A 26,466-nucleotide genomic window follows, 5' to 3' on the forward strand; every position below is an offset into this window, starting at 1 on the left:
GTAGGTTTAAGATTAGAGATAGGGGGATCCAATGGGTTTCATTCAAAACAACCACAACCATGGATGGAAGTCTGTCGCCAAAGGAACGCTTGGTGATGGGTTTCCTTTTCATTCTAAACTTGCGACTTGGCTAGAAGAATATACAAATATTCCCAAAGAAACGGAACTTGAAATTTTAGAAGTGAGTTGTGGAGAAGCCAGTTGCCCAACCGAAGAAACCATGATTGTTTGGAAAAATCATGAATTTCGAATCTCTCGAAAAAAAGAACAAATTTCTAAGATGGATGTGGATTTGTCCTGGAAACGATTTGTGAGTAAAGGATAATCCCAAGGGAATCCTTTACTGAAGTTTGGTTTTTGCCCTTGTTATAAATCATTTCTTCCAGTGTCATTTTTTATCCCTTAGGTATTTATGCGACATCCGCATAAATACCTAAGTTTCTGTGATAGTAGAATGTTTTATATTCGCAAAAGTATAAAATTATATGAATCAATTTAACAACTTTTTAAATCACTTAGTGAATACAATCCAAGGGGATTCCCAAGTCCTTGCCGTTTGTGTGGCTGGTTCATTTATACAAAATGAATTAGATGAGTATTCCGACCTTGATATCGTTTTAGTTGTTGAAGAGAACTCTTTCCAAACGTTCGAAGAAATGAATCAACTAGCAAACTCTCTCGGAAATTTACTCAGCTCATTTACAGGTGAACATGTTGGTGAAAAAAAGTTACTAATCTGTTTGTTTGATTCTCCTTTACTCCACATTGATTTGAAATTCGTGAGTTTGGCTGATTTTCATTTTAGAGTAGAAAATCCTGTGATAATCTATGATAAATCTAATCTAATTCCAGATGTTTATAAGAATTCCTTACCACAATGGCCAAAATTCGATTTCCAATGGGTTGAAGATAGATTTTGGGTCTGGATCCATTATGCTGCTACTAAAATTGGGCGTGGTGAATTGTTTGAAGCTATCGATTTCCTTTCTTTTTTACGCACTAGTGTAATAGGGCCTATGTTTCATATTAAATATGATCAAAATCCGAGAGGTGTTAGAAAACTCGAGTTCATACTTTCTTCTCAGGAACTTAATGATCTAAAAAAAACTTATCCTTCCTTCGAAAAACATTCAATCATTCAAGCCTTGCAGGATGTGTCCAATATGTATGTTTATTTGAGAAATTTATTAATCAGTGATTTGAAACTGAGAAATGAAACAAAAGAAAGAAGCCTGGATTTTTTGTTTTCGTTAAGTAAAGAGATCATGAATGAATAAAATATTATTAGAGGTGATCCCAAGAGATACTCCAACATTACTAAGCGAAGTAGGTTATGTTAAAAATAATTTTAGTCAAATCTCAGGGATTAATATTCCAGACTTACTAAGATTTGAAACTAGAAGTTGGGTTGCCGCATCAAAGATTCAAAATATTTTTCCAAATGTAATTCCTCATCTACGAGCAATTGACTTTGATTTAGATCATTGTGATCATATCATTGAATTTCTTCAAAAAAATAGTATATCTTCTGTAGTTGTCATCAAGGGAGATCCACCTACGGATATGTCCAGGAAAGTTTACCAGACAACTTCGACCAAACTGATCAAAAAATTAAAAAAAGAAATGAGTTCGCTAAAAGTCTATGCGGCTGTTGACCAATACCGTAGTGGGATCAAAGATGAGTTTGATTACATCGAAATGAAAATAGATGCAGGGGCCGATGGATTTTTAACACAGCCATTTTTTGATTTACGATTGATTGATATTTTTACTGAGAAACTTCGCGGAAAGGAAGTTTATATTGGAATCAGTCCAGTAACCAACGAAAAATCGCAAAGTTATTGGGAATCAAGGAATCGGGCTTATTTTCCGAGAGATTTTCAACTAACAATGGATTGGAATGTAAAATTTGCAAAAGAAGTAATTGGTTATTGTTCTCAAAATGATTTTAATACGTATTTGATGCCCATTAGAATTAATCTTGAAGTTTATTTGAGTGGTATATTTAAGTGAAAAAGGAGAATAAAGTCTAACAATGATGATAATGGTTTTCTGGAATTTTTTCCCGCACAAGGGATCGAAGCGAAAATCCTTTCCTATATAGAAAAGTGATCGATACAAAAATCATATTGGAAAGATTGAAGCGTAGAGCCCGGTCGTTATAGGATTGGGTTCTAGTATCACATCAAATTCGATGTGCCCAAAGGAAAAATAAACCAATTTATGAATTCACAAATTCAGTTTTTAAAAAACAATCCAAAGTATATTTTTTTAATCGATGGTCTAGGTGCCATTCTTTCTGGAGTGTTACTTTCTCTCGTTCTTCCTTTGTTTATCGATTCCTTGGGAATGCCAATAGATACACTTTATGTTTTATCAATAGTTCCTTTTATTTACGCCGTTTATTCTTTGTTATGTTATTTTTTAAATCCGTTCCAATGGAAGTTTTATTTGCGTGTGATTGCTGCTGCGAACTTTTTATACTGTGTATTCACAATGGTATATCTGGTTTTAAATTTGGAACAAACCACAGTGCTTTGTGAAATTTATTTTGTTTTGGAAATGATTGTTGTGGTTGGTTTGGCAACCTTTGAATGGAAGCTAACAAATGACTAACTAGTTAGAATGCGATGTGGGAGCTACGGGCATATAATACTTAAGCCCTAAGTTTCCTTGGATCTCTGGAGCCCAAAGTTCGTCCAAAGTACGACCCGCTTCCCTTGCGTTGATGGGAACACGAACCATACCTTCAAAGGTTAAGTTGCTATTCGAAATACTAATTCCTGGTGTTACGTAGACTTGCCTTCCGACGAAGTTGGTTCTGGAAGGTTCTTGGGCACGAATGGAGGAGTTGAATCGATTCATATACTCCGACGAATCAAACCTATGTAGTTCGGAGAGTTGTAAAAAAAGTTCCCAACGAGAGTTTTTGATAAAAGAAAATAGATTCCGATTGAGTCTGTATTTGATCCTCACCTTAGATTCTGCAATGTCTACATACCCAGAACCACCTTGGTTCATAGACATCCCCATACTGAGCCCTAAGTCAAAGGTAAATCCATTGCGGTAGTACACATAAGTGACATTGGGTTGGTAGGAAAGGAGAGCCGAGTTCATTCTCTCGGGCCTAACATCAAAATTTCCTTCTGGATTGCGGTAAGGATTCGTCGTAGAAAAAGGTGTGATGGAAGAAAAAATTTGAATCCCAGCAATTGGATCATATGACTTGGGTAGAGAACTATCCGATCCAAGTTCTAATTCTTTAGGGAAACGAAATGGGATGAGGATCGCCAAATTCCCATTATGCGCGCCGCCAACTTGGAATAAAGAGGCTCTTGGGTCTGAAAAGGAATAACTAGAAAAGAAAGGTAGACCTTGTGCAAAAAGACTGTAACTCGCAATGGAGACGAGGATGGTTAGTAATACTGTCTTTTTAAGCATCTAAAAGCATTTCTGCCCGCTTTTCCTTAGTTTGGCAATGAAATTTGCTTTCCTCTCTCTCTTTTTTTGTTATAAGTTTTATCAATGAATGAAAACGATACCAAGGTTGAACAATTTGGTCCTTGCACCATTCCAAACCCAGCAGGGTATGACTACTGGACGGAAGACAACTCCGTCGTCCTTTTCCAAACGATATTTTCTGGCCCCGCAGATGCTAAAAAAACCGTAGAAACAAGCCCCGTATTCTTTGAACAAGCTGGCCCCAAAGAAAAGATCTATTTTCGTCCCGAAGAAGTCACTGCAGGCATTGTCACTTGTGGTGGCCTCTGCCCTGGAATCAACGATGTCATCCGTGCTCTTGTGATGGAACTTCACTACCGCTACAAAGTGCCTCGTATTTTGGGTTTCCCTTTTGGATATGAAGGCCTTGTGAAAAAATTTGGACATAGACCTGTGGAACTCACACCCGACAAGGTGGCCCATATCATGAACTTCGGTGGTTCCATTCTTGGATCTTCGCGAGGGAACCAAAATATTGGAGATATGGTGGATACATTATTCCTCTATGGAGTGAAGATGTTGTTTTGTATTGGTGGGGACGGAACCCTTCGCGGGGCCCAGGCCATCCAAGAAGAAGTGCGAAAACGCAAAGAAGACATTGCCATTGTTGGAATTCCCAAAACCATCGATAACGATATCAACTATGTCCAAAAAACTTTTGGTTTCTCGACTGCTTTTAGTAAGGCGGTAGAGGCGGTGAACTGTGCTCATGAAGAAGCAAAAGGAGCACCTAATGGTGTGGGCTTAGTGAAACTGATGGGTCGCCACTCCGGTTTCATCGCTGTGAATTCGGCTCTTGCTTCTAAAAATGTAAATTTTGTCCTCATTCCTGAACTTGATTTTGATTTAGAAGGAGACGGAGCCTTTTTAACCGTTCTCAAAGAACGAGTGCAAAAAAGAGGTCATGCCGTTGTGATTTTGGCAGAAGGTGCCGGACAAAAGTTTTTTGAAGACAAAGGTGAAAAAGACCAATCAGGTAACAAGAAGTTGGCGGACATTGGAATTTTTATCAAAGATAAAATCACCGATTACTTCAAAAAAGAAGGGGTGACTCTGAATCTAAAATACATCGATCCGAGTTATATCATTCGGTCTGTTCCCGCCAATGCAGAAGATTCTGTGTTCTGTGGGTTCCTGGCTCAAAATGCAGTCCATGCTGCTTTTGCTGGTAGGACAGGCTGTGTGGTCGGGATTTGGAACAATGTGTTTACGGTGATGCCAATTTCCCTTGCCATTGCGGAGAGAAAGGTATTACGTCCGGAGAGGAGTACACTCTGGCGAGCACTCCTTGCCTCGACAGGACAACCCAATTCGATGAAGGCGAAAGGCTGATCGTTAAGATCAGCTATTCTCTACTTTTTTCTGAAACTTGAGGATATTGTCCCTGATCTCTTCTTCTTTTTTATGAAGTTCTTTTAAGAATTCTGTGTCCAAAATCATTTCTGGTTTTTTGATAAATTTGCTTTCATCGTAGTTATCAATTTCGTATAACAGGTCTTCGATGTTGGATTCTACTTTCACCAGACTTTGGATGGATTCCACTACCTTTTTGTTTACAAATAGGATTTCTTTGAATCGTAGAATATAATGTTGGAATCTGTTGTCGCGGATCATGGCTTGTCGTTGCATTTCTTTTACGATTTCGCGTTCTTTCAGAACTTCTTTTTTTTCCACAAGGATTTGGTTTTTAAAAATGCGAATTAGGTTGTCTGTTTCTAATTTATAGTTTTCAAAACTGCTGTTGTGATTGTTTTGTAAGTCCTCCATTTGTTTGCGAAATTCTTTTTCTCGCAAACGATCTTGTTCTTTACGTAGTTTGTCAGATGTTTGTAGCGCGTTTTTAACACGTGTTTCGATGACAGCATCTAACATGGCTTTGTGCAGTTTGTCCAATCGAAAGAACACTGCTATGGCATATAGAATGCGTTTCATAAAAACTCCTTATTATTAGTTTAGACGAATAATAAAGAGAGAAAGGTCATCGTGCGGCTCTGCTTCTCCCACAAATTCACTTACTTTTTGTAAAATAGCTTGTCTGATGACTTCTGGAGGATCGTTGATATGAGATAAGATGACAGATTCCAATCTTTCTTCTGAAAAAAGTTCTTCCTTCATATTCATGGCTTCTGTCACACCATCTGTATACAATACCAAAAGATCTCCGGGCAAATAACTCACAGTGTGTTCTGAGAATTCACAATTGCCAATTCCCATTGGTTGGCCTTTCCCTGAAAGATGTTGGATTTTATGGTGTTTTTTGCGATAGATGATTTGTAAATTATGACCAGCTGAAGAATATGTTAATTCTTTTTTTGTCATATTGATACGCACAAGCATAGCAGTAACAAACATTAAAAAACCAGATTTATCTTGTAAGATTTGGTTGGCATTGAATAGGGCTTCACTTGTGGAAGTGGTTTTGGAAACTTCTTGTTGCAAAACCGTTTTGGAAAACTCCATAAAAAGTGCGGCTGGAGTTCCTTTCCCTGACACATCGGCAATGATTACAGAAACTTCATCTTTTCCATGAACCACCATATCATAAAAGTCTCCGCCGATTTCGCGTGATGCTTGGTAGTAGGTATCGAATTCTAATAATGAATATTGCTTGGGGATGATAGGCAGGGAATGTTTTTGGATCATCGCCGCTACTTGCATATCACGGTCTATGTTTTTCAAACGTTCACTTTGTATCTTTACTTGTAGGGCAGTGTATGCTTCCCCAACTTGGTTGGTAAGAGTGCGTAGAATCCGAATGTCCATCTCATCAAACCTTGTTCGAGAAGTTTTATCAGATACAACAAGAGATCCTAACCATTCTTTGTTTTTCAGAATGGGGAAAAGGATCATACTATGTTGGAAAAGGCCTTTGTGAGTGAGTTGAATCCCTTGTGGTGAATTGGCTGTAATGATTTTGTATCCTTTGAACATCCAATCTGCTTTGTCTGCAAATAACAAAACTTCCACATCTTCGTCATGGATTTGATCAGAAAATCCTTTGGATTTGGACCTAGGAAGACCTTTCTTTTCAATTTTTTCAAAGTTAAGAGTGACGCGGTCTACTTGTAAAACTTCGGAAATGGTTTTGACTGCGAGGTCCATAAATTCATCAGAACTTTGGATATTGGCAAGGGCTTGGGAGATTTTGAATAAACCATTGAGTTCGGTGGCTCGGAGGTTTAAACTATCAATGAGAAGGCGATTTTTCACCGCAATGGCTGCAAGGTTCGAAAGGTACTTTAAAATTTTAATGTCTGTATGATTAAAATCACGATTGTCGAGAGAGTTTACTGCTTCGAGTACACCTTGCACTTCTCCTTGGGCAATCATGGGAACACAAAGTAAATTCCTTGTAACATATCCCACAGTTTGATCGATGGCTTTAAAAATTCTTGGATCATTGGTAGCATCGTTGACTATTTCTGGTTTGAGAGTTTCGAGAACCATTCCTGCAATCCCTTTTCCCCTAGGAACTGTTAGGTGAGCAAGGGATTCTTCTTTTAGACCGCTGGTAGTATTAAAAACCAACTGATCATTTTCTTTGTCATATAGGAGTAGAGAAGAACCTTCTGTTTGTAAAACATCCCGAGTGATGCCCATGATTTCACTAAGAAGTGTATCCAAATCCTCATGTGAATTGATCCGGCTGGTAATGTCTGAAATCAGACCTAATGTTAGTAATTTAGTAGGCATCCGAATCTATCCTTGTTCGATCAAACTTCCAATCCCTTGGTTGGTTAAAATTTCAATTAATACGGAATGAGCAACTCTTCCATCAATGATGTGGGCTCTTTTGACTCCAGAGTCAATGGCTCGCAAACAACACTCTACTTTTGGTATCATGCCACCGGAGATCTGTCCAGTTTTTATATGTCCATGAATGTCTGCTTTTTTGAGACCCGTTACCAACTGCCCATCAATCAATATTCCTGGAGTGTCGGTGAGTAAAATGAGTTTGTCTGCGTGAAGGGCTTCTGCAATGGCTCCTGCCATTGTATCTGCATTGATATTTAAAGTTTGTCCTTCTTTGGACATAGCGACAGGTGAGATGATAGGAATAAAACCTTCACGTTGTAAGGTGAGTAAAATATTGGGATCTACTTCCGTCACTTCTCCTACAAGGCCTAAGTCTACTTTTTGAAGTTTACCATCTTCTGCTTCCACTTCCATTAGGTATTTTTCTGCGATGGCAAGCCCACCATCTTTACCCGATAGACCCACTGGTTTTCCGCCTTTTTCTTGGATAAGAGAAACAATTTGTTTGTTCACTTTTCCTGTGAGAACCATCTCCACCACTTCCATTGTGGCTTCATCAGTGACCCTGTGTCCACGAATGAACTGGGTATTTAGGTTGAGAGACTTGATAAGAGCATTGATTTCGGGTCCACCACCGTGAACCACAACAGGATTGATCCCTAAATATTTAAGAAGTACAATATCTTCAGCAAAAGACGCTTTTAATTCTTCTTCCACCATGGCCGCCCCGCCATATTTGATGACAATGGTTTTCCCAGAATATTTGATCAAATAAGGAAGAGCTTCCAAGATATGATTGATTTTTTCGGAATGGTGGTTCATAAAAGTCCTCATTTATGATAATGAAATTTAAAGCCGCCGCAGTGCAAGTCACAAGTACAGCAAGAATCTCAAATAACCTAACTAAGTGTAGGCAACTTGTGGAAGAGGCGGCAAGTGCTGGTGCCAAAGTCATAGGCCTTCCCGAAAATTTTTCCTTTATGGGAAGTGAATCAGAGAAAAAAAATCTTCTTGGTCAAATCGAAGAAGAGACAAATGCTTTTTTACAAGAAACTTCAAAAGACCTGGGAATCTTTCTACTTGGAGGTGGTTTTCCCACTAAGGCGCCAACAGGAAAGGTTTACAACACTGCTGTTCTCACAAATCCCGAAGGAAAGGAAATCTTTCGTTATCACAAGGCTCATTTATTCAATGCAGTGGTGGGTGACGGATTCAATTACAGCGAATCGAATTCCACAGAAAGTGGAGGCAAAGTTCCTGACGTTGTCCAGACAGAATATGGAAAAATTTCTTCTGCGATCTGTTATGACATTCGTTTCCCGGAACTCTTTCGTAGTCTTTCTGAGAAAGGAGTGGAACTTTGTTTTTTGCCAGCAGCTTTCACAGTTCCCACCGGCGAAGCCCATTGGCATGTATTGCTCCGCGCTCGTGCCATTGAGAATTTTATGTATGTAATCGCACCAGGGCAAACAGGAACCCATGATCCGCACGGAAATCGGAAAACCTTTGGCCACTCTCTCATCATTTCTCCTTGGGGAGAAATTTTAGATGAGTTAGACAAAGAAGTGGGTTTTGTAATTGCCGAAATCGACTTACAAAAGTTAAGCGAAATTCGAAATCAACTCCCGAGTTTAGGCCATCGTTTGTTTTAGATAGATACTTTCTATTTTAAACCTTTTGTTTCCTCATGTAATTTAAGGTCACTTGATTTAGAAAAAAGACTTCTTTGTCGCAGAAGATTTTTTCATTAGAAGAAAGTCTTTCATCACTTTTTCTGCGGCTTGTTTTTTTTCCATGTGTACAAAATGTCCGCATTCAGAAAATAAAACTGCTTTTACATGAGGAGTGGTTCTTTCGAGTTCCATCACATCCTTTCCTGGAATGATGGGATCTTCTTCCCCACGCATAATTAAGGTGGGGACTTGGTTCCCAAATACAATGGGACGTATGTCGGTTCTATCCAACATCTCCAGGATCATTAGAATATATCTTGGGTTCAAACATTCAAATTGAGGATTGTAATCTTTTAGGAATTGTTTGATGTCTTCTCGTGCGTGGAAGGCAGAAGAATCATACACTCCGTAGGAAAATCCAATTTGTAAGGCTTTCGGAAGGGATTTCCCAATTTTAAATCCAAAGTCAAAAAAACTACCTAAGTTCGCACGAAGTCCCATAACACCGATTTTTAAAACCCCAGGAACGGGACCATGGACATAAGGGGCAATCGAGATGACTTGTTTGATCCTTTGTGGAAATAAAGAAGCAATCGCAAGTACTGCCATCCCACCTGTAGAATGGCCCACAAGGGTGATGTCTTTTTCACCAGCAGAGGCCCAAATTCCTTGGGCTTGTGTTTCTAAAAAATCTTGGAGGGTGAGTCCTTTTTTTTGATCAAAAATTTCTGCAGGATAATGACCAACTAAATCTAGTTCGATGACATCTCCAAATTGGCGGAAAAAAGGAATGTTGAGACCCCAATATCCAGCCGCAGAACACCAACCACCGATGAGAACAATTGTTTCTTTGGACTTGGGATTCAGAGACTTATGTTTAATGTAAGTTAGTCTATGATTTTTCCAATTATAAATTTGTCTTTCTGACATAAGATCCTCTAGTCTTCAATGATACGAGGGAATGATCCCAAAATTCTTGTGACCACTTCGTAGTTGATGGTTCCAGTCCAAGCTGCATGATCATCTGCTGATATGGTTTCATTTCCTGATTTCCCAAGGATGACTACATCGTCTCCCAGTTTAGCGTCAGGAATATGTGTGATATCAAGCATTGTCATATTCATACAGATTCTTCCTAAAATTTTTGCCCGTTCTCCCCGAACGAGCATATACCCATGGTTCGAAAGTTTCCGATCGAGCCCCTCATAGTATCCGACGGGAACAACTGCTAATTTCGTATCGTGTGTGGTTTTATAAGTGGAGCCATACCCAATAAAAGTCCCTTGGTTTAGGTTTTGGATGTGTTGGATTTGAGTTTTCCAACTGAGTGCTGGTTTTAACATCCCCACATCTTTTTTCATGAGGGAAAGAGAGAGTTTGGTTTCAAGACTTGGCCAAAGTCCGTAAAGAGAAATTCCCACACGAACCAAATCCATCCTTGCTTCTGAAAATAACATTGCTGAGGCAGAAGAAGCGCAGTGGCAAATAAGATCGATAAACCCGTGTTTAGCGAATGTATCGATTGTTTCTTGAAACCTACCGAGTTGTAACATAGAATAACTATGTTCTGTAAAATCTTCTGTGCTGGCAAAGTGGGTGGCTATTCCCGCAAGAGGGAGTTTTTTTTCAAAAATTTCTTTGGCCAAAACTTCAGCAGTGTTTGTTGGAATTCCTAAACGAGACATCCCCGTATCCACTTTCAAATGGATTTTGGGAGTGGGGGAAAGTTTGGATAAAATTTCGATTTCTTCGATGCGAGAGACCATCACCCAAAAGTTTTCGTCCGCCAAAGATTCCTTTCTTTCTTTTAGATCCGGAATACTTCCCATAATGAGGATGGTGGCTTTGGTAAATACACGACGAATGGACAAAGCTTCTTCTAAAGAGTTGACTCCCAAATAGTCAGCACCGGCATCAAGGGCAATGGAGGCCGTAGCAAGGAGTCCATGCCCATAGGCATTGGATTTGATGATGGCGGTAAACTTGGTTTTTGGCCCAATCAGTTTGCGGAATAGGGCGATATTATGGCTAAACGCCGAACGAGAGAGGTAAATCCTAGAAGAGAGCACTGTCCCATTTTTTTTTACTTTTCTCTTCTGTCGCTTCAGATATTTCTATTTTTGAATGCTTCCTAATCACAATGAACTTCCTTCCTTCCCTCCTTTTCCTTCTTGGAAAGGGATCTCCAAGTATTTCCCCGTACAGAATGATTCCGTTTGGTTGAATTATTGTGGGACCACACCTGTTTCCACCTATGCTACCCAGATGATGAATCTCTACTTTCAGGAATACGCAAAGTTCGGTATCTTTGCCCCGAGTTTTGCGGAACCGGCAATCAAATCTGCCATCCGCGGTTACATCGCGGAAATTTTACATTGTGATCCATCCGAGATAGGGATTGTACATAACACGAGTGAGGGGATCAATCTCTACTCTCATAGCATTCAAATCCCAAAAGGAAAAAGAATTTTAGTTCTGGAGAATGAATACCCAAGTAATGTTTATCCTTGGGAACATTGGAAAGAAAAGGGTGTGGATTTAGAATTTATCCCTGTGGGTAAAACTCCCGACGAATTTTTAACCAACCTAAAAAATGAATTAGAAAAAGGGGATGTATATATTCTTAGCCTATCACCTGTTCATTGGTGTACGGGAGTGGCTTTTGATATGGAAGCCGTTTCTAAACTTTGTGAAACCCATCACACGAAACTTGTGGTTGATGGAAGCCAAGCCGTGGGTCATATCCCCCTTGATTTTGGAAAAATAAAAGTGGCTTTCTGTGCATTTGCCGCCTGGAAGTGGTTACTCGGTCCTTTGGGACTTGGAGTGGTGTATCTATCCAAAGAAGAATCCAATGGATTCCAACTGATCTTCAAAGGCCAGGCCAGTGTGGTGAACGATTCCAGTTATTTTCCTTATAGAAATGAATGGAAACCCGCCGCCGACCAATTTGAACAAAGTACAATCAACTTCAATGACTGGATTTATTTTTATGCATCATTGCGGATGTTGTCCACCCTTGGTTTCGACCGCGTGCGGGAACGGATTTATGAAGTGGCGGGAATGTTTAAGGACGCTCTTCATGATTTAGGTTTTACATTGGAATCCGATGCTTTTCCCAATGTGAAAACGGGAATCATTGCGATCACAGGTCACAAAGATCCGTCCAAGTTCCAACCGGAAGCCATCCAAGCCTTTTTAAAACAAAGGAAAATCACGGCTGCGGTGCGACTGGGACGACTTCGAATGGCTCCTCATATTGCGATTGAAGAAGAACATGTGGCCCGAGTGAAAGAAACTTTAAAAGAATACCTAAGCCAAAGTTAGGTGAAAGGGTTGATTTGAATTCATTATGATCACTAAAATTTCTAAACTGATTGTCACTGCTTTTCCAGTTGTACTTCTTTTCATCTCAGGGATTGGGTTCTTATTTCCTGAAAAGATCATTTGGTTTCGAGGGCCTTGGATCACTTATAGCCTCGGTGCCATTATGCTTGGGATGGGACTCACTTTGGAAGCCGAAGATTTTATCAGAATCTTAAAACAACCAAAACCAATTCTGATTGGAACTGTATTACAATATACGATTATGCCAACACTTGGGTTTTCGCTTGGGTACTTATTCCAACTCCCAGAAGCCTTTGCAGTGGGACTCATTCTTGTCTCCTGTTGCCCGGGTGGAACGGCTTCCAATGTGATTACGTTTTTATCCAAAGCAGATGTTCCTCTTAGTGTTACCTTAACATCTGTCTCCACGATCCTTGGGATTATGATGACACCATTCCTTGTGGCGGTTCTCATAGGGAGTCGTTTGGAGATTGATCGTTTGGGTCTTGTGATCACAACCTTCCAAGTGATTTTAGTTCCTGTTGGTTTAGGATTGTTTTTAAAATCGATTTTTCCAAAACTCACAAAAGAGATCCAAGATTTTTTTCCCGTACTTTCTGTACTCTTAATTGCGATGATTGTGGCTTCGATCATTGCCAGTGGAAAAGATACCATCCTAAATTCCGACTTCCGAATCTTCTTTGCAGTGATTCTTTTGCATCTAGGTGGGTTTGGTTTCGGTGGGGTTTTTAGTTGGTATCTGACAAAAGATGCAAAAACAGCAAAAACCATTTCGATTGAGGTGGGAATGCAGAATTCAGGGCTCGGGGCAGTGCTTGCCAGGACTCATTTTTTGGATCCGAACACGGCAATTCCTAGTGCTTTATCGAGTTTGACCCATTCCCTTCTTGGAAGTTTATTTGCGACCTATTTCAGAAGGGAATCGAAAAAACCAGCTATTGTCGATTGACTATATATGGGGTCGGTACGTCATGGCATAAATTATGAGAGAAATCATAAAACTAACCTGTGTCCCATGTGCGATACCTGGGCGGTCAAATTACTTCCAGACTAAAAACAAGAAGACAAAGTCGGAAAAACTTGTGACTAAAAAATATTGCAAATTTTGCAAATCTCATACTGATCACAAGGAATCCAAAGTCTAAGGATTAAGATGCCGAAACCAGCTGCAAAATCTTCATCAGCAGAGAAGGGAGTGGACAAAAAGTTCATCGAAGAGGTGCGTGAGCTCCTCCAAGAGAAAAAAGAGTCCCTCTTAATCAAACTCAACCAGTGGGAAGACACCAGTTCTCCTTCTGGATTGAAAGAGATGGGTGATATTGCAGACATTGCATCCGAACTCAATTCAGAGGCCTTAACTTCTGTTTTGACTGAAAATGAAATTGAAACTCTGCGCGAGATAGAACTTGCGTTAGAAAAGATTGAAAACGGAACCTACGGGATCTGCGAAGGAACTAAGAAAAAAATTCCTTTGGCGAGACTCAAGGCAATTCCGTGGACAAGATTTACTGTGGAATTTGCAGAACAAATGGCGAAGAGCCGTAACCGTGCTGGTTACCGCATGGATTCTCTTTCTGCTTATCCTGCAACGGGAATGGATGTGGATTCTCTCGACTAAGAGAAAATCCCTAGTTCCTTTTTCCCTCAGACCCCAAATTCTCCCGATTTCCTTAATTTTACAATTGATTCACTGACCAAGGCTTTGCACTCTCTCTATCGTGAGTTTTCTAGCCAGACTGCGTTCTTTACCTTTTTCTGATCTCCTTTTCTTTTTTTTCTGCACCTTCTCTGTTTGGAGTCTGCATCGGTATGTGGAACCAGTTCCCGGCAGTCATTTTTATCCTTCTTTTCTTTTACAATTTGCCTTTGGATTTTTTCCGCAGATGTACCAGAGGAAATGGGGGAGGATCTTCACAGCTCTTGGTGTATTTACTTTTTTACGTCTGCCGTATCTATCTGGTTTGCCAATGGTTGGTTCCTACCAGCTAGTTGGTTTGTTTCTTGGTTCGATTCTTGGGATCTGGACTAGGGAACTCATCTTAGTCCTTCTTGGGAGAAATGAAACAGCCCTTCCCAAACAATCCGAACAAATTCTCACCGATTGGATGATTCGTAATCCAACAGGAAAATCCAATCTGCCCATTTGGTATTCTACCTATTTTGGTTTTATATTTTTTCTTTGTCTTTTGACAGTGCTTTGTCTTTTCCAATACCAAGGCCTTGGTTTGGTGACTGGGCTTGGGATCCAAGAGTATTTTTATTTTCCAACTCTGTCTTCAAGAGAAGCCATGGGACTTTCTTGTAAGATTTTAGTACCTACTTCTTTTGTGATCTTATATCTATTTTCTGAAGAAAGATCTATGCCTACACCATCTAAGGATAGTTTGTCGGAACAACTTCGGTTCGGATTATTTTTAGGATTGGGAATTAATTTATTAGTAATGAGCATCCAATCCATTTGGAGTTTAGATTTTTTTTCAGCGGGTACTTTGGAAAGTGTAAAGGTAGGTCGTAGCACTGGACTCTTTCAAGATTCAGGATCGGCTTCTTGGATCCTTCCTGTTTTATCTCTTCTTTGGATTTCTAAACTGATCACAAACTGGCGTAAGTCCAAAGAAAGATTTAGTTTGGTTCTTGCGATGATTTCTTTTTTATTTGTGACATGGCTCGGACTGGCACAAGGGAAAGCTTTCTGGATCGTTTGGGCCATCTCCAATGCAATTGGGATCATCCATCTAACAACTGATTTGTGGATTATCTCCATTACCAAAAAAAGAATCACTAGGATTGGATTGTATTTACTCATTCCTATTTTGGGATTTTTGGCTTTATACGGTCTCAGCTTTTTACAAAAAGATTGGGATTTGGTGGAGTTATCCAAACGAACGATGGATGCCCTCCCTGTTTGGAAAAAGGAACCTTATTTGGCTCTCAAACGAATGGACTTAATGCGAGCAGAACTTTTGACAATTTGTCTCGAAGGGATCAAAAACAATCTTTGGTTAGGAAATGGGATTGGATCTTTTCCTCTTGGGCTTCTCGATCCTTCCCGGATAGGAACAAAAACTACAAATGAAATGATCGATTTTCCACCTAACTTCTTTTTGTGGTTGGTTCATGATTTAGGATTTCTTGGTTCCTTTGTTTTTTTCTTTTTTATCTCTCTATTTTTATGGGAAAGGGGACTTTGGAAACAAAGTTTACTTCTTATTTTGCCGTTTTTATTCGGAGTCCAAATCCAAAATTCAGATGGGGCTTTTCTTTGTTTTTATTTGGTTTTACTCGGAGAAAAGGGAACTGGATTTTCTTCTTCTTTTGACAAATTTAGAAAAACAGTTTGGTTTTCTCCCTTACTCCTCATCCTTTCGATTGGCCTTCCTTTAAACTATGGTTTGTTTTATTCGCAAAAATATTGGGATCTGGGAATTGGATCTGAGTTTCGAAAAACCCAACTAAGAGAATACCAAGTGGCAGCGACCTTACCTCCTAAATCACCTAACTATGAATATGAATTTCATGGAAGAGTTTGGGAATGGAAACTTTCAGAATATGGATCTGCTAGGGTTGGAAGAATTTTTTTGGAAACAACAAACAAAAGCCCAGTTGTGGAAGTTCTGTTTTTGAATTCTGATCGAGTAACCATCAAACAAGAGTTATTTACAGAAACAAAATTTGGGTATTCTTGGTCGGGTGAATGCCCTAAAGGAGCCTCATTTATTCGTCTGAAGTCTAGATCTAAATTGGAATTTCGATTGCCCAGATCTCAGTTTGATGGGAGCAACCGAATCCAATTTTAAAACTTAAACTAACCTTCGGATGTATAGATCCTTAGTGAGTTTGGCAACGGTTTTCCCATCTTCGCCAACTACTTCGGTTTCATAGGTTCGAATGGTTTTTTTCTCTCTTTTTAAAAGTTCTTTTAAATCTTCAAATTCGCTATTGGGGATATGAAAGGTTGCGGTGACAGTACCTTCACCAGGTTTCACAAAATCAATTTTTGCACCTTTGTCCCAAACCATATAATCTTTTCCCAAATTCATCATCAGTAAAAACATAAAAAATGGATCACACATAGAGTAGAGAGATCCACCGAAATGAGTCCCCACATAATTTGTGTTTGATAGAATCAGTGGCATCGTCACTACCATTGTGTTTTGATCCACAAGTTTTGGTAAGATGTTAGCACCTTCATATGGTTTGAACATACGAAAGGCCTGCTCAAAACCATAAGTTTGTTCTAAAAAATGCCATAAAGGATGAACTTTGTATTCCAGAAGAATTTCTCTGTGTCTCATAAACACAAGATAAAAAACTATAGAACGATTGGTCTACTATTTCTTCTTGTATTTCTTTCTAAAAATCTTCTTTTCCTCTGTCATATTCCTGACTACATAGATTGGTTATGTTAGGGTAGTCTATTTTGCCATTGGGTAATTTTGGGATTTGTTTATTTGTCAAAACAACTTTTGGGATATGGCTTTCCGGTAATTCTTTACGCAGCTGAATGATCAATTCGTTAGGTGTTAGATTTGTTGAGCTAAAAAGACCGATACTGTCTCCGAGTTCACCTGAAATACCAACACAAACAAATTCTCCTGGTAGAGACAAACCAAGGATCTCGGACTCAATTCGATCCAAAGAAACACGTTTCCCGAAATGTTTGATGATTCGGTCTTTCCTTCCCAAAAGGTACCATCCGAGTTCTGATCCATTCCCTAAATCATTTGTCGCATAGTATTCGTTTGGTGGGATGTCGTGGCGAACCCATCCATGTTCTTCTTGATAAAAATATTTTTGAGATAAATATGGACTCCGAATTTGGAGTTCAAATTCTTCCGTTCCTTCCTGAAGATAAAATTTTGTTTCTACCTCGTCTAGAATTTGAAACCGGTTCTGGCGGAGTGGGTCGCGGTAACCAATGGCTCCGGTTTCTGTAGATCCGTAAATTTCCAAAACAGAAATCCCACCTTTCTCTCGGAAGGTTCGGGCTAAGGGAACCGGGAACTTCATTCCAGAAACAATTGCATTTGGGGGAAGTAGAGCAGCGGCATCGAATGTTTTTTGCATTTGGGAAGCCGATGTGATCCAGAGCTTTGTCCCTTCTTTGGGAGCTCCTATGTTTATGGAAACACCAAGCCGTTTGGGGATCAAATACCCCCACAAAAGGCCGTAGAGATGGCAGAGAGGCACAGAGACCGCAAGTCCATTGGGTTTTGTTTCTTGGAAAAGCGATTGGATTTTTTCTTCCCTAGTCCAAAAGGCAATTTCGGATTCAATCTCAGACCATTCTTTCCAAACCATTTTAGGAAGGCCTGTTGACCCTGAGGTTACAAGACAGAAGGACTTTGGGGAATCCAGGATAGGAAGTGGATACTTATGGAGATGGTTTTCTAAAACGGTTCCTTTCCACAAAGGATCGACAAGGATGGGGTGGTTGGATTCTAAATCGAGTTCAAAGTTTCCAGATAGAAAATACGACGAGTCCGCAAAGCGGAGGACAGAGGTCATAAAACAAAAAATCCTCCCCCCAGGATTTGGAGGAAGGATTTCTTTTTCGAGGTAGGTTTCTCTTTTAAGCTGCTTGTTGTTTTCCCAATCGTTTTTTCATCAGGAACCCGAGAGCGGCACCGATTACGATCAAACTTGCCGAAACTTCCAAAGCGTTTTTCTGAACTGCTTTGATGAGGTAGGCGGAAAACCCATTGTCAACATAGAAGTCACTCACTCGGACTACATATGAAGGACGGTTTGCCGTTGGAATTTGGTCTGCATTTAAATACCAGTCTTTATGTGCCACACCGTTTGAGCTCACCCAATCATTAAAGAAAACATAACCAGAAGTAGACGGTTTACGAATATCGGCACCTTCTGTTGGGTGGTTGAAGATTCCTGGAACAATGATGGCCCAAGGGAATCCTTTGCTGTCTAGGAATGAATCTTTTCCTGCACTGTTTTTATAGAAACCAGGGCGATAGATTTGTCGGAACACACCATCTGTCTTTTGGTTGATGGCAAGGAAGTAGTTCAAATGCCCACCGACAAGGTTTTTAGTCTGATTCAAATCTACTGGTTCTTCAAATGTAACAGTGATATGTGCAGTCACTCCACGAACAAAGTCGTTGATGGTGAAAGTTGTTCCGGCAGTAGGTGCGTTTTTACTTCCAAAAAGAGTTTTGTCGGAACTTGGAAGGATGAGAATTCCTCGTTTGAGTTGTGCTGCGGTAAAAGTTCCACCAGTACAGTCTCCAGTAGCATTGGCAGTGTATTTAGGTGCAGCAGCGCAACCTTTCCATGGTTTTCCACTTCCGTCCACATAATTCACTTGTACTGTTGCACTGGTTGTGACATTTAAAGAAAGTCTGAGTTCATGATTGTATCCTGCACCCTTTGCAACATGGGTGTAAGTTCCACGAATCACCTTTACTTTGTTCGCTGGTGTTTTGTCCATCTCAGTGCTAAACACAGTTGAGTGGTCGTTTAAGTCTGCATCTCCTGCAGATGGAAATAAATCTTCGAAAGCAATTGTGTATCTGCCAGAACGTGCTGTAGTAGCAAGACTTGGATCTTCCGGGAATTCATCGTAAATATTGGCAATTCCGTCGCAATCAGTATCAACAGCTTGCACACAACCATTCACAGGTTGGAAGTTTGTTGTATCGACATTGACAACGGGAGCAACTACCACAGTTCCAGATCCACCTGTTGCAGGTTGTTGTACGGGAGCTGTTCCATTCAGTTCTACTACTTCACCAGTAGTTGGATTCACTCCGATCACACTGATTTCTACAGTAGTGACTGTTGGTGGAACGCTAATAGGGATTGTTACTGATCCATTGGAGTCAGTAGTTCCTACGCCAACCACATTGGGTTGTCCAGTGGTTATTGTTTCCGTCACAGTGACGGGAGCGTTTGCTACTGGGCCTGATTCATTTCCAACCACTACCGTGACAGGAACAGTGACGTTGGTTTCAAAATTAAAACTACCACCATTGGTTTGGTCGACTACAACAACTGTTGTTTCGTTCACAACTGTAGTAGGTGTGGGAGCAGGAGTCGTAACAACAGGTGCTGGTGCTGGCGTTGTTTCTGGCTCTGGATTTGTCGTAGTTGTAGGTTCCGGAGTCGTTGTTGGACTAGGCTCAGGATTGGTTGTGGATGTTTGGTCTCCACTGTTATTAGAACCTTCTGCTGGAGCAGGAGTAGGTTCTGCGGGTGCCGTGATTTGGCTTGTGTCAGTGGTTTCTAAACCAACCACAGTGAATGTGCCATCACTTTTGCCTGAATCGGGAGCGGTTTGTGTTGCACCGTCACCGAGTCCCAAAAATGGGAGAAGTAATAAACCCTTCTTTTTATTGGAACAATCCAATAAAACAAGGGGAATTGTTATAAGAACTAACCATCGTTTCATGTTGAGATATCCTACCTGTATAGGGAATTAAACGACAAATTGCGAAAAAAAGCAACGGAGATTTGGAATAATTTAGGGAAATCCATTGGATTTTTTGGGGAATGTACCAACGGAGACCAAAAAAAATGAACAAAATGCCCGCAAAATCAGACAAAAAGGCAATTTGTTATTTTTAAGATTTTTTTTCGGCAATGTGAGCTACCGCATTTCCAAAAACAAAATTTTGAAACCGTACGTTTTGAAACCCAATTTCCTTTAAGATTTCAGCGAGTGTTTCTTGGTCAGGATAGGCTTTTGAAGAATGGGGAAGGTAATCAAACATCTCATTTTCCTTTCCATAGAGCAAATACCCGAACAAAGGAACAATTTTGAAAAAGTAAAAATCAGCAAAGTATTTTAAGAATTTGGGTCGCACTCGCCCCACATCCAAATTGACAAACACTCCATCTTTCTTTAACACTCGTTTGATTTCTTTTAAACACTTCCTGATATCAGAAACGTTTCGAAGTCCAAAACCCATTGTCACAAGATCAAAACTACCATCGGCAAATTGGCTCAGGTTCATGGCATCTCCCAGAAGGAGTTTCACTCTGGGGTCTTTGGGAATTTTGTGGATGGCAAATGATAACATCTTTTCCGAAAAATCGAGGCCAACCACTTGTTCCAGGCTTTGGTCCTTTGAAAGGCGGAGGGTGATGTCTCCTGTCCCGCAACAGAGGTCAAGGGCGGATTTTGCCAAAGGAACAGTCTTTTTGGCCTCTCTGACTACCCAATCCTTCCAAACACGGTGCAGGAAAAAACTATTCCAGTCATTGAATCTATCATAGGCTTTAGCGATTCCATCAAAATTAGTTCTTACATATTCCGGTTTCTTTTCTTGGGATGGCAGTTGGTATTGGTTCATAGAGGTCGATACATCCATGAATTGGACATTTTCAATTCCCGCAATTTTGATTTTTATTCTTCTTTTTTGTTTTTCATTCACTTCCTTCTATTTTTTCTTTCGGATCGTCCTCGGACTGAAGAAATTAGAAGATAAAAACCTTCGGTTGGAGTTATTTCATACAGAACCAACGGAAGCAGAATTGGAATTGTTCTTTTCTCCTTTAGAAAGAACCATTCATTGGTTGCCAACAATAGCTTCGCTTTCCATGCTTCTTGGTCTTCTCGGAACTGTGATTGGAATTAACTCAGCATTTGGAGCGATGGAATCCCAAGGAAAAGTTAGTTTAGAGGTACTCGCTGGCGGAATCAAAGATGCTCTGAACACAACGATCGCAGGTCTTTTAGTAGCAATTCCTTCTTTGTACTTTCATCGATTTGCAGAAAACAAAATTCGTCATATTTCAGAACTTCTGGTAAAAGATTTTTCTAAATCAAAATGAAACTTCGTAAGTCCAATTTCAACTCCTCAATTGATATTAGTAGTTTGATAGATGTACTTTTTATTCTACTCATCTTTTTAATGTTAGCAGTTCGATTTACAGAGACAACTTCCACTTTACAACTCGACCTTCCTAAAACAAAAACTGATTCAATAGGAGAAGAATCTCCTAAGTTCAAAATTCAAATCAATCATTTAGGAGTGATTTATATTGATGGGAAGGAAACCGACAAAAACTCCTTAACCAGTAATATTCCCGAGAATGAAGATGGAAAATCTAGAATTGTTTTGGAAGTAGATAAAAAAGCAGAATTTGCGGCTTTTGTTTTGGTAACAGATTTATTAAAATCGAAAGGGTATCAAAAAATTGATATTGTCACTCTAAAGGATTAGAGGTTTGTAATAAGTCGATTAAAAATTTATATTTTTTGTTTTGAACTTTTTGTTCTAATATTTTTTTTCCTTTATCATCTGTTTGGATTGCATTTAAGACTTCTGTTAGTTGGCCAAAATTTTGGATCCGAATCAATTTTAAAATCTCCTTTTTAAATTCAGGAGAGGAAACATTTAAAAAATTTTGAACAATTTCTGCTTCGGATTCTTCCAACTTCGCTGTTTGTACAATTTCATTTGTATGGGTGGGGCCCAGTTTTGATTTTTGTTTTAAGTTTTCTGGAATCTCCTGTAGTTTTGTTAATGGGATTTCAAACCAAAATTCTGATCCAAGTCCAACAAAACTTTTTACATGGATGGTCCCTCCTAAAAATTCAACTAACTGTTGGCAGATGGAAAGTCCAAGTCCTGTGCCTTCTTTGTAGGAACTTCCTTGTTCCGTTTGTTGGAATGCCTCAAATATAGAATGTAATTGGTCATCGGGAATTCCTATTCCTGAATCTTTGACGATAAAGCGAACCGTATCAAATGATTGGTTTGGGTTACTTTCTATTTTGATTTCCAAACTCACTGAGCCTTGGGTAGTAAACTTTAAAGCATTCCCGATCAAATTAACAAGTATTTGGCGAATCTTTTGTAAATCTGCTTCGTAATAAGCAAAAGAAATATTCTCTGCACCAATCAATTCTAAACTTACAGATTTTTCAGTGAAACGATAGGAAAACATGGAAAATAAAGTGTCCCAAAGTTGGCCAAGGGAAAAAGATTCCCTTGTTTCTGTCATTTTTCCAGCTTCAATTTTTGCTAAGTCCAGAATGTCATTGATCATTCCAAGTAAATGTACGCCGTTTTCATAAAGCGAATTTACATATCCTTTTAAGTGGTTGGGGAGGTTCGGATCTTTTTCAAAAATTTGAGAGAACCCAATGACCGCATGTAGGGGAGTTCTCAATTCATGTGTGATTTTTGAAAAGAAAACTGACTTGGAGCGGTTTGCTTTGATGGCCGCTTCTACTGCTTTTTGTAATCGTTTATTTTGTAATTGGATTTTTTGCGAATAGTCGTTTAACTTGTCTTCGGCGATCTTTCGGTCTGTGATATCAAATACGGTAGATTTGCTGATCACAAAGTTTCCGTTTCTATCAAATGTTGCGGTAGAGTTTAAACTAATAAAAAAAGTAGATCTATCTTTTCTGACAAATTCCAATTCGACACCAGTTAGGTTTTCGTTGGGAAAGGAATTGGTTATGAGTTTATATTTATCTTGGCTACTTTCTGTCATTAAATCGTTAAATCTGAAATTTCCGATGACTTCTTCTCTCGAATAACCCAACCAATCTAACTCCGTATCATTAATAGAAACAATCACATTGTCTTTGTCGAGAGAATGGTAACCACAAGGGGCATTGTTATAAAGATCCAAAATCCTTTCATAGGACTTCATTAAATTTTCTTCGGCGATTTTACGGTTAGTGATATCGTTCCCGATCGATAGTACTTCGTATGGATATCCAAATTCGTTTTTTAGAATTCGGTTGGACCAAGTGACAGTTCTTTTATCACTTTCTCCAATGAACACATCGTACTCTTGGCGGATATTTTGTTCTGGTCTATGGAAGATATTCCATAGTTGGGATTTTACTTCGTTCGATTTTTCTAAAGGGATTTGGAATAAATCCAATACCACATCTTTGCCTTCTGCTAAGTCTTTTGTGGTTTTAAAAAATTCTTCCGCATAGGGATTGATGGAATGGATTTTAAAATCAGGACTCCAGCGAATGATGATGGAGTTTGCAGTATCATAAATGTCTTGGTATTGTTTTTCTTTTTCTCTAATGGTGCGTTCGATTTCTTCTGAGTTACTTAAGTTTTTTCTAAAGAGGATTAGTCTAAGTTTTTTCTCTTTTCGATAAGCATGATAATAGTAGTAGGCCAGGGATAATAATCCAGAAACAATTAAAATTGTAAGGATTTCATTTATCATTTGATTTCCAAAAGTAACATTGTCATGTCATCTGCAACTTTGCCACCAGAGAAACTCAAAACTTCCTTTTGCACTGATTCCAAAAATTCTTTGGATGGAAGGTGGATTCTTGATTCGATCAAACTTTGAAAATTTTGATCACCTAAATATTCTTCCTTTTCATTTGGAACTTCAAACATACCATCGGAAAATAAAAACAAACGGTCTCCCGATTCTAGAAATTGATCCTGGTTTTCCGTATTGAGTTGGTCAGGGAACATCATGAGACAAAAACCTTTGGTTCCTAGTTTGATGATTTTTTTGTCTCGAATCAGAAACATATTGTGGTGTCCCGCCATAGAATAGGAGAGTAAGTTTTCTTCTGCTTTGTATCTCAGATAAATGGCGCTAATGAAATGAGTGCTGATGAGTGGAGTGAGGGTATTATGAATCCAATATAAACTTTCGCTGGGAGCTAAAAAGGATTTATCCATAGTTTTGAATGTGATGATTGCCATAAGAGAAACCATTGCTGCTGCAATTCCGTGTCCTGTCACATCACCAAATAAAATATCCAAATCACCGGAAGGTAACAGATCATAGGTGATGAGGTCACCTCCGACAAGATCCATCGGTTTGTAAGAAGTATAAATCTGATAGAGGGGAGAAGGTGGAAATTGAAAGGTTACTAAATTTTCCTGATTGGCCTTTGCAAGTTCCAAATCTTTTTGGATGGCCTGTAAAAGATCGATTCTTTCTTTTTCCAAAGTTTTGATTTTGATATGGGTTCGTATCCTTGCCAGGATTTCTGTTTCTTGAAAAGGTTTGGTAATATAATCAACGGCTCCTGTTTCCAAACCTTTGACAATATCGCTTGTTTCGTTTAAAGCAGATAAAAATAGGATAGGTGTGTTTTTGGATCTATCCCTTACAAGCAGTCGTTTTGCAACCTCAAGGCCACTTAGGCCTGGTAATAAAATATCGAGTAAAATTAAATCAAAATCTAATGCTTCTGCAAGTTCCAAAGCATATTCGCCATCATAGGCAACTGCCACTTCATAACCTTGACCAAGTAAAATATGAGTGATAATTTCAATATTGGTTTCGTTATCATCAACAACCAAAATTTTTGCTGCTTGTTTTGTATGCACGATTCATGAAGGATTGGGTGTAAAAAACATTTGGCAAGAGATTTTTGATTTGGTTTGATTCCAAGAGACAAGAGAAATGAAAAAGATCATCCATATTGATATGGACGCATTTTATGCTTCTGTAGAACAAAGAGACTTTCCGGAAATGAGAGGGAAACCAGTGGTTGTTGGTGGATCTCCGCATTCAAGGGGAGTGGTTTGTGCCGCAAGCTATGAAGCAAGAAAATTCGGAGTTCGTTCAGCCATTCCTTGTTTCCAAGCATTTAAACTCTGTCCCGATGCTATTTTCACTCCACCTAGATTTGAAGTTTATAAATCGATCTCAAGAGAAATTCGTTCTATATTTTTAGAATATACAGACTTGGTAGAACCTTTATCGTTAGATGAAGCATACTTAGATGTTTCTTCTAATAAATTAGAAATTCCATTAGCAAGTACGATTGCCAAAGAAATTAGGAAAAAAATCTTTGAGAACACTGGACTCACTTGTTCTGCAGGAGTGGCTCAAAATAAATTTTTAGCCAAAATGGCTTCCGAAAAAAATAAACCTAACGGACTTTATGTGGTTCTTCCAGGTGAGGAAGAAAATTTTTTAAATGACATTCCCTTATATAGTTTCCATGGAATTGGGAAAAAAACCTATGAACGACTCTCTAAGTTAGGATTTACAAAGGGATCGGAACTCAGAAAAGCCGAGGAATCATTTCTTGTACAGGAATTTGGAAAAATGGGTTATGTATTCTACCGAATGGCGAGGGGAGTGGATGACAGAGAAGTGATTCCCTTCCGCGATCCCAAGTCGATTGGAGTGGAGACTACGTTTTCCCATGATTCAGAAGATTTTGCTTTTCTCTTACTCACTTTGGAGAATTTATCTAAGGAATTGGAACTAAGGATGGGCCGAAAAAATAAACAAGGAAAAACACTTACCTTAAAAATCAAATTTGAAGATTTTACAGTGAAACAAAAATCTATTTCTTCCGATTCTGTTTTCTACTTGGCAGACAACCTTTTCCAACAATCCTCGAATCTATTGGCAACAGTTTGGAAGGAAAATATTGAACCGTCCAGGAAAATTAGACTTCTTGGAATTTCTGTTACCAACTTTTCATCAGATACAATCAATAAGGACAAGGACCAACTTTCACTCTTCGGTTAAACTATGTTAGATAATGAAAACGATTTAGAAACTCTCGGGCCTTTACAAGTTCTTCGAGTCAAGGGCGATCCCGACGCACCAACGGTTGTGATGTTTCACGGTTATGGTGCCAGTGCTTTCGATTTATACCCCATTCATGAAGTTTTAGTCACAGATCAAAAATTCAATTGGGTTTTCCCACATGGTCATTTGAGTGTACCACTTATGCCTGGTTATTCTGGCCGTGCTTGGTTCCCGATTGATATGGCTGCTTTGGAAGAGGCAATTCGGAAAAATGATTTTAGAAATTTTGCCGACAAAGACCCAGAAGGAATGGATATTGCTCGAGGAGCCGCTTATTTAATGTTAGATGCTCTTGGCGTACCATGGGATCAGCTGATTTTGGGTGGATTTTCACAAGGTGCTATGCTTGCCACAGATCTAACGCTACGAAAGGAAAAAATATCCAAAGGACTCATGATTTTGTCTGGAGCCCTTGTGAATGAATCTTTATGGAAAGATTTAGCTCCCCAAAAATCGGCTTTACGTTTTTTCCAATCACATGGTGAATTTGATCCTATCCTTGGTTATGCGAATGCAAAAAAACTGGAAAAATTACTTCGTAATTCAGGGCTTCTCGGTGAATTCATAGCCTTTAATGGTGGTCATGAAATCCCAGCACCAGTAATCCAAGGGATCAGTCGTTATTTGAATAGTTTGTCGTAATTTTTTTCTTAGATAGAAATGGTTG

Annotated in this window: 27 protein-coding genes; 15 read left to right on the forward strand and 12 right to left on the reverse strand. The window is 39.2% G+C overall.

The features are described from left to right. Positions 1-31: 31 nt before the first annotated feature. The 4 genes from EHQ70_RS09260 (at position 32) to EHQ70_RS09275 (ending at position 2,616) form a co-directional block, all read left to right on the forward strand. On the forward strand, positions 32-325 hold the full coding sequence (locus EHQ70_RS09260) for a hypothetical protein (RefSeq protein ID WP_135585708.1): 294 nt from the start codon (positions 32-34) through the stop codon (positions 323-325). Positions 326-485: 160 nt separating this feature from the next. Further along, on the forward strand, positions 486-1,277 hold the full coding sequence (locus tag EHQ70_RS09265) for an aminoglycoside 6-adenylyltransferase (RefSeq protein WP_135585710.1): 792 nt from the start codon (positions 486-488) through the stop codon (positions 1,275-1,277). After that, positions 1,270-2,013, forward strand: coding sequence for a methylenetetrahydrofolate reductase (locus EHQ70_RS09270; protein WP_135585712.1), 744 nt, complete (start codon positions 1,270-1,272; stop codon positions 2,011-2,013). The genes EHQ70_RS09265 and EHQ70_RS09270 overlap by 8 nt, the downstream gene beginning before the upstream one ends. Before the next feature lie 210 nt (positions 2,014-2,223). Continuing rightward, positions 2,224-2,616, forward strand: a complete 393-nt coding sequence (locus EHQ70_RS09275; protein WP_135585714.1) for a hypothetical protein — start codon at positions 2,224-2,226, stop codon at positions 2,614-2,616. Here the strand turns inward: EHQ70_RS09275 and EHQ70_RS09280 are convergent, their stop codons facing one another. Further along, positions 2,617-3,441, reverse strand: a complete 825-nt coding sequence (locus tag EHQ70_RS09280; protein WP_135585716.1) for a hypothetical protein — start codon at positions 3,439-3,441, stop codon at positions 2,617-2,619. It lies immediately after the preceding gene. 84 nt (positions 3,442-3,525) lie between these two features. On the opposite strand from EHQ70_RS09280, the gene EHQ70_RS09285 reads away from it, so the two are divergent. Further along, positions 3,526-4,833 carry an ATP-dependent 6-phosphofructokinase gene (locus EHQ70_RS09285; protein WP_135585718.1) on the forward strand — a complete coding sequence of 436 codons (1,308 nt, stop codon included), beginning with the start codon at positions 3,526-3,528 and terminating at the stop codon, positions 4,831-4,833. A 9-nt stretch (positions 4,834-4,842) separates the two neighbouring features. On the opposite strand, the gene EHQ70_RS09290 is transcribed toward EHQ70_RS09285, so the two are convergent. Genes EHQ70_RS09290 through argB form a run of 3 tightly spaced genes read right to left on the reverse strand, consistent with a single transcriptional unit; the run spans position 4,843 to position 8,079 of the window. Beyond that, on the reverse strand, positions 4,843-5,433 hold the full coding sequence (locus tag EHQ70_RS09290) for a hypothetical protein (RefSeq protein WP_135585721.1): 591 nt from the start codon (positions 5,431-5,433) through the stop codon (positions 4,843-4,845). Positions 5,434-5,448: 15 nt separating this feature from the next. After that, on the reverse strand, positions 5,449-7,194 hold the full coding sequence (locus EHQ70_RS09295) for a SpoIIE family protein phosphatase (RefSeq protein WP_135585723.1): 1,746 nt from the start codon (positions 7,192-7,194) through the stop codon (positions 5,449-5,451). 6 nt (positions 7,195-7,200) lie between these two features. Then, positions 7,201-8,079: an acetylglutamate kinase gene (gene argB, locus EHQ70_RS09300; protein ID WP_135585725.1), complete on the reverse strand. Its 879-nt coding sequence runs from the start codon at positions 8,077-8,079 to the stop codon at positions 7,201-7,203. 20 nt (positions 8,080-8,099) lie between these two features. Between argB and EHQ70_RS09305 the strand changes: the two genes are divergently transcribed. Continuing rightward, the gene (locus EHQ70_RS09305) at positions 8,100-8,909 is read left to right on the forward strand and encodes a carbon-nitrogen hydrolase family protein (protein WP_135585727.1); all 810 of its coding nucleotides are present in this window, start codon (positions 8,100-8,102) and stop codon (positions 8,907-8,909) included. A 57-nt stretch (positions 8,910-8,966) separates the two neighbouring features. On the opposite strand, the gene EHQ70_RS09310 is transcribed toward EHQ70_RS09305, so the two are convergent. Beyond that, on the reverse strand, positions 8,967-9,860 hold the full coding sequence (locus EHQ70_RS09310) for an alpha/beta fold hydrolase (RefSeq protein WP_135585730.1): 894 nt from the start codon (positions 9,858-9,860) through the stop codon (positions 8,967-8,969). Between the two features lie 8 nt (positions 9,861-9,868). Further along, the gene (gene alr, locus EHQ70_RS09315; RefSeq protein ID WP_135585732.1) at positions 9,869-10,999 is read right to left on the reverse strand and encodes an alanine racemase; all 1,131 of its coding nucleotides are present in this window, start codon (positions 10,997-10,999) and stop codon (positions 9,869-9,871) included. A 55-nt stretch (positions 11,000-11,054) separates the two neighbouring features. Between alr and EHQ70_RS09320 the strand changes: the two genes are divergently transcribed. The 5 genes from EHQ70_RS09320 to EHQ70_RS09340 all read left to right on the forward strand — a co-directional run bounded on the left by EHQ70_RS09320 (position 11,055) and on the right by EHQ70_RS09340 (position 16,075). After that, positions 11,055-12,257 (forward strand): aminotransferase class V-fold PLP-dependent enzyme, encoded by a 1,203-nt coding sequence (locus tag EHQ70_RS09320; protein ID WP_135585734.1) that lies wholly within the window; start codon positions 11,055-11,057, stop codon positions 12,255-12,257. A 25-nt stretch (positions 12,258-12,282) separates the two neighbouring features. Beyond that, positions 12,283-13,227, forward strand: a complete 945-nt coding sequence (locus tag EHQ70_RS09325) for a bile acid:sodium symporter family protein (RefSeq protein ID WP_135585736.1) — start codon at positions 12,283-12,285, stop codon at positions 13,225-13,227. Between the two features lie 34 nt (positions 13,228-13,261). Then, positions 13,262-13,423, forward strand: a complete 162-nt coding sequence (gene rpmG, locus EHQ70_RS09330; RefSeq protein WP_081431684.1) for a 50S ribosomal protein L33 — start codon at positions 13,262-13,264, stop codon at positions 13,421-13,423. 8 nt (positions 13,424-13,431) lie between these two features. Further along, positions 13,432-13,896, forward strand: a complete 465-nt coding sequence (locus EHQ70_RS09335; protein ID WP_135585739.1) for a TraR/DksA family transcriptional regulator — start codon at positions 13,432-13,434, stop codon at positions 13,894-13,896. Positions 13,897-14,089: 193 nt separating this feature from the next. Further along, complete coding sequence (locus EHQ70_RS09340; RefSeq protein WP_135585741.1) at positions 14,090-16,075, forward strand: hypothetical protein; 1,986 nt, start codon at positions 14,090-14,092, stop codon at positions 16,073-16,075. Positions 16,076-16,078: 3 nt separating this feature from the next. On the opposite strand, the gene EHQ70_RS09345 is transcribed toward EHQ70_RS09340, so the two are convergent. The 4 genes from EHQ70_RS09345 to ubiE all read right to left on the reverse strand — a co-directional run bounded on the left by EHQ70_RS09345 (position 16,079) and on the right by ubiE (position 20,590). Further along, positions 16,079-16,573, reverse strand: a complete 495-nt coding sequence (locus tag EHQ70_RS09345) for a YiiD C-terminal domain-containing protein (protein WP_135585743.1) — start codon at positions 16,571-16,573, stop codon at positions 16,079-16,081. A 58-nt stretch (positions 16,574-16,631) separates the two neighbouring features. Continuing rightward, entirely contained in the window at positions 16,632-17,786 is a 1,155-nt protein-coding gene (locus tag EHQ70_RS09350) for an AMP-binding protein (protein ID WP_135585745.1), read from the reverse strand. 64 nt (positions 17,787-17,850) lie between these two features. Continuing rightward, on the reverse strand, positions 17,851-19,686 hold the full coding sequence (locus EHQ70_RS09355; protein WP_135585747.1) for an LruC domain-containing protein: 1,836 nt from the start codon (positions 19,684-19,686) through the stop codon (positions 17,851-17,853). 172 nt (positions 19,687-19,858) lie between these two features. Next, positions 19,859-20,590: a bifunctional demethylmenaquinone methyltransferase/2-methoxy-6-polyprenyl-1,4-benzoquinol methylase UbiE gene (gene ubiE, locus EHQ70_RS09360; RefSeq protein ID WP_135585749.1), complete on the reverse strand. Its 732-nt coding sequence runs from the start codon at positions 20,588-20,590 to the stop codon at positions 19,859-19,861. Between the two features lie 16 nt (positions 20,591-20,606). On the opposite strand from ubiE, the gene EHQ70_RS09365 reads away from it, so the two are divergent. Continuing rightward, positions 20,607-21,071, forward strand: a complete 465-nt coding sequence (locus EHQ70_RS09365; RefSeq protein ID WP_208729527.1) for a MotA/TolQ/ExbB proton channel family protein — start codon at positions 20,607-20,609, stop codon at positions 21,069-21,071. Then, complete coding sequence (locus tag EHQ70_RS09370) at positions 21,068-21,463, forward strand: ExbD/TolR family protein (RefSeq protein WP_135585751.1); 396 nt, start codon at positions 21,068-21,070, stop codon at positions 21,461-21,463. Before EHQ70_RS09365 ends, EHQ70_RS09370 begins: the two co-directional genes overlap by 4 nt. On the opposite strand, the gene EHQ70_RS09375 is transcribed toward EHQ70_RS09370, so the two are convergent. Both EHQ70_RS09375 and EHQ70_RS09380 read right to left on the reverse strand, forming a co-directional pair. Continuing rightward, on the reverse strand, positions 21,447-23,447 hold the full coding sequence (locus EHQ70_RS09375) for a PAS domain-containing sensor histidine kinase (RefSeq protein WP_135585753.1): 2,001 nt from the start codon (positions 23,445-23,447) through the stop codon (positions 21,447-21,449). The genes EHQ70_RS09370 and EHQ70_RS09375 overlap by 17 nt on opposite strands. Then, the gene (locus tag EHQ70_RS09380; protein ID WP_208729528.1) at positions 23,444-24,577 is read right to left on the reverse strand and encodes a PP2C family protein-serine/threonine phosphatase; all 1,134 of its coding nucleotides are present in this window, start codon (positions 24,575-24,577) and stop codon (positions 23,444-23,446) included. Before EHQ70_RS09380 ends, EHQ70_RS09375 begins: the two co-directional genes overlap by 4 nt. A gap of 76 nt (positions 24,578-24,653) precedes the next feature. On the opposite strand from EHQ70_RS09380, the gene dinB reads away from it, so the two are divergent. Both dinB and EHQ70_RS09390 read left to right on the forward strand, forming a co-directional pair. Continuing rightward, positions 24,654-25,736 carry a DNA polymerase IV gene (dinB, locus tag EHQ70_RS09385; RefSeq protein WP_135585757.1) on the forward strand — a complete coding sequence of 361 codons (1,083 nt, stop codon included), beginning with the start codon at positions 24,654-24,656 and terminating at the stop codon, positions 25,734-25,736. A gap of 3 nt (positions 25,737-25,739) precedes the next feature. Then, the gene (locus EHQ70_RS09390) at positions 25,740-26,441 is read left to right on the forward strand and encodes an alpha/beta hydrolase (RefSeq protein ID WP_135585759.1); all 702 of its coding nucleotides are present in this window, start codon (positions 25,740-25,742) and stop codon (positions 26,439-26,441) included. Positions 26,442-26,466 lie beyond the last annotated feature (25 nt).

It is taken from the genome of Leptospira congkakensis (assembly GCF_004770265.1).
Taxonomy (GTDB): domain Bacteria; phylum Spirochaetota; class Leptospiria; order Leptospirales; family Leptospiraceae; genus Leptospira_A; species Leptospira_A congkakensis.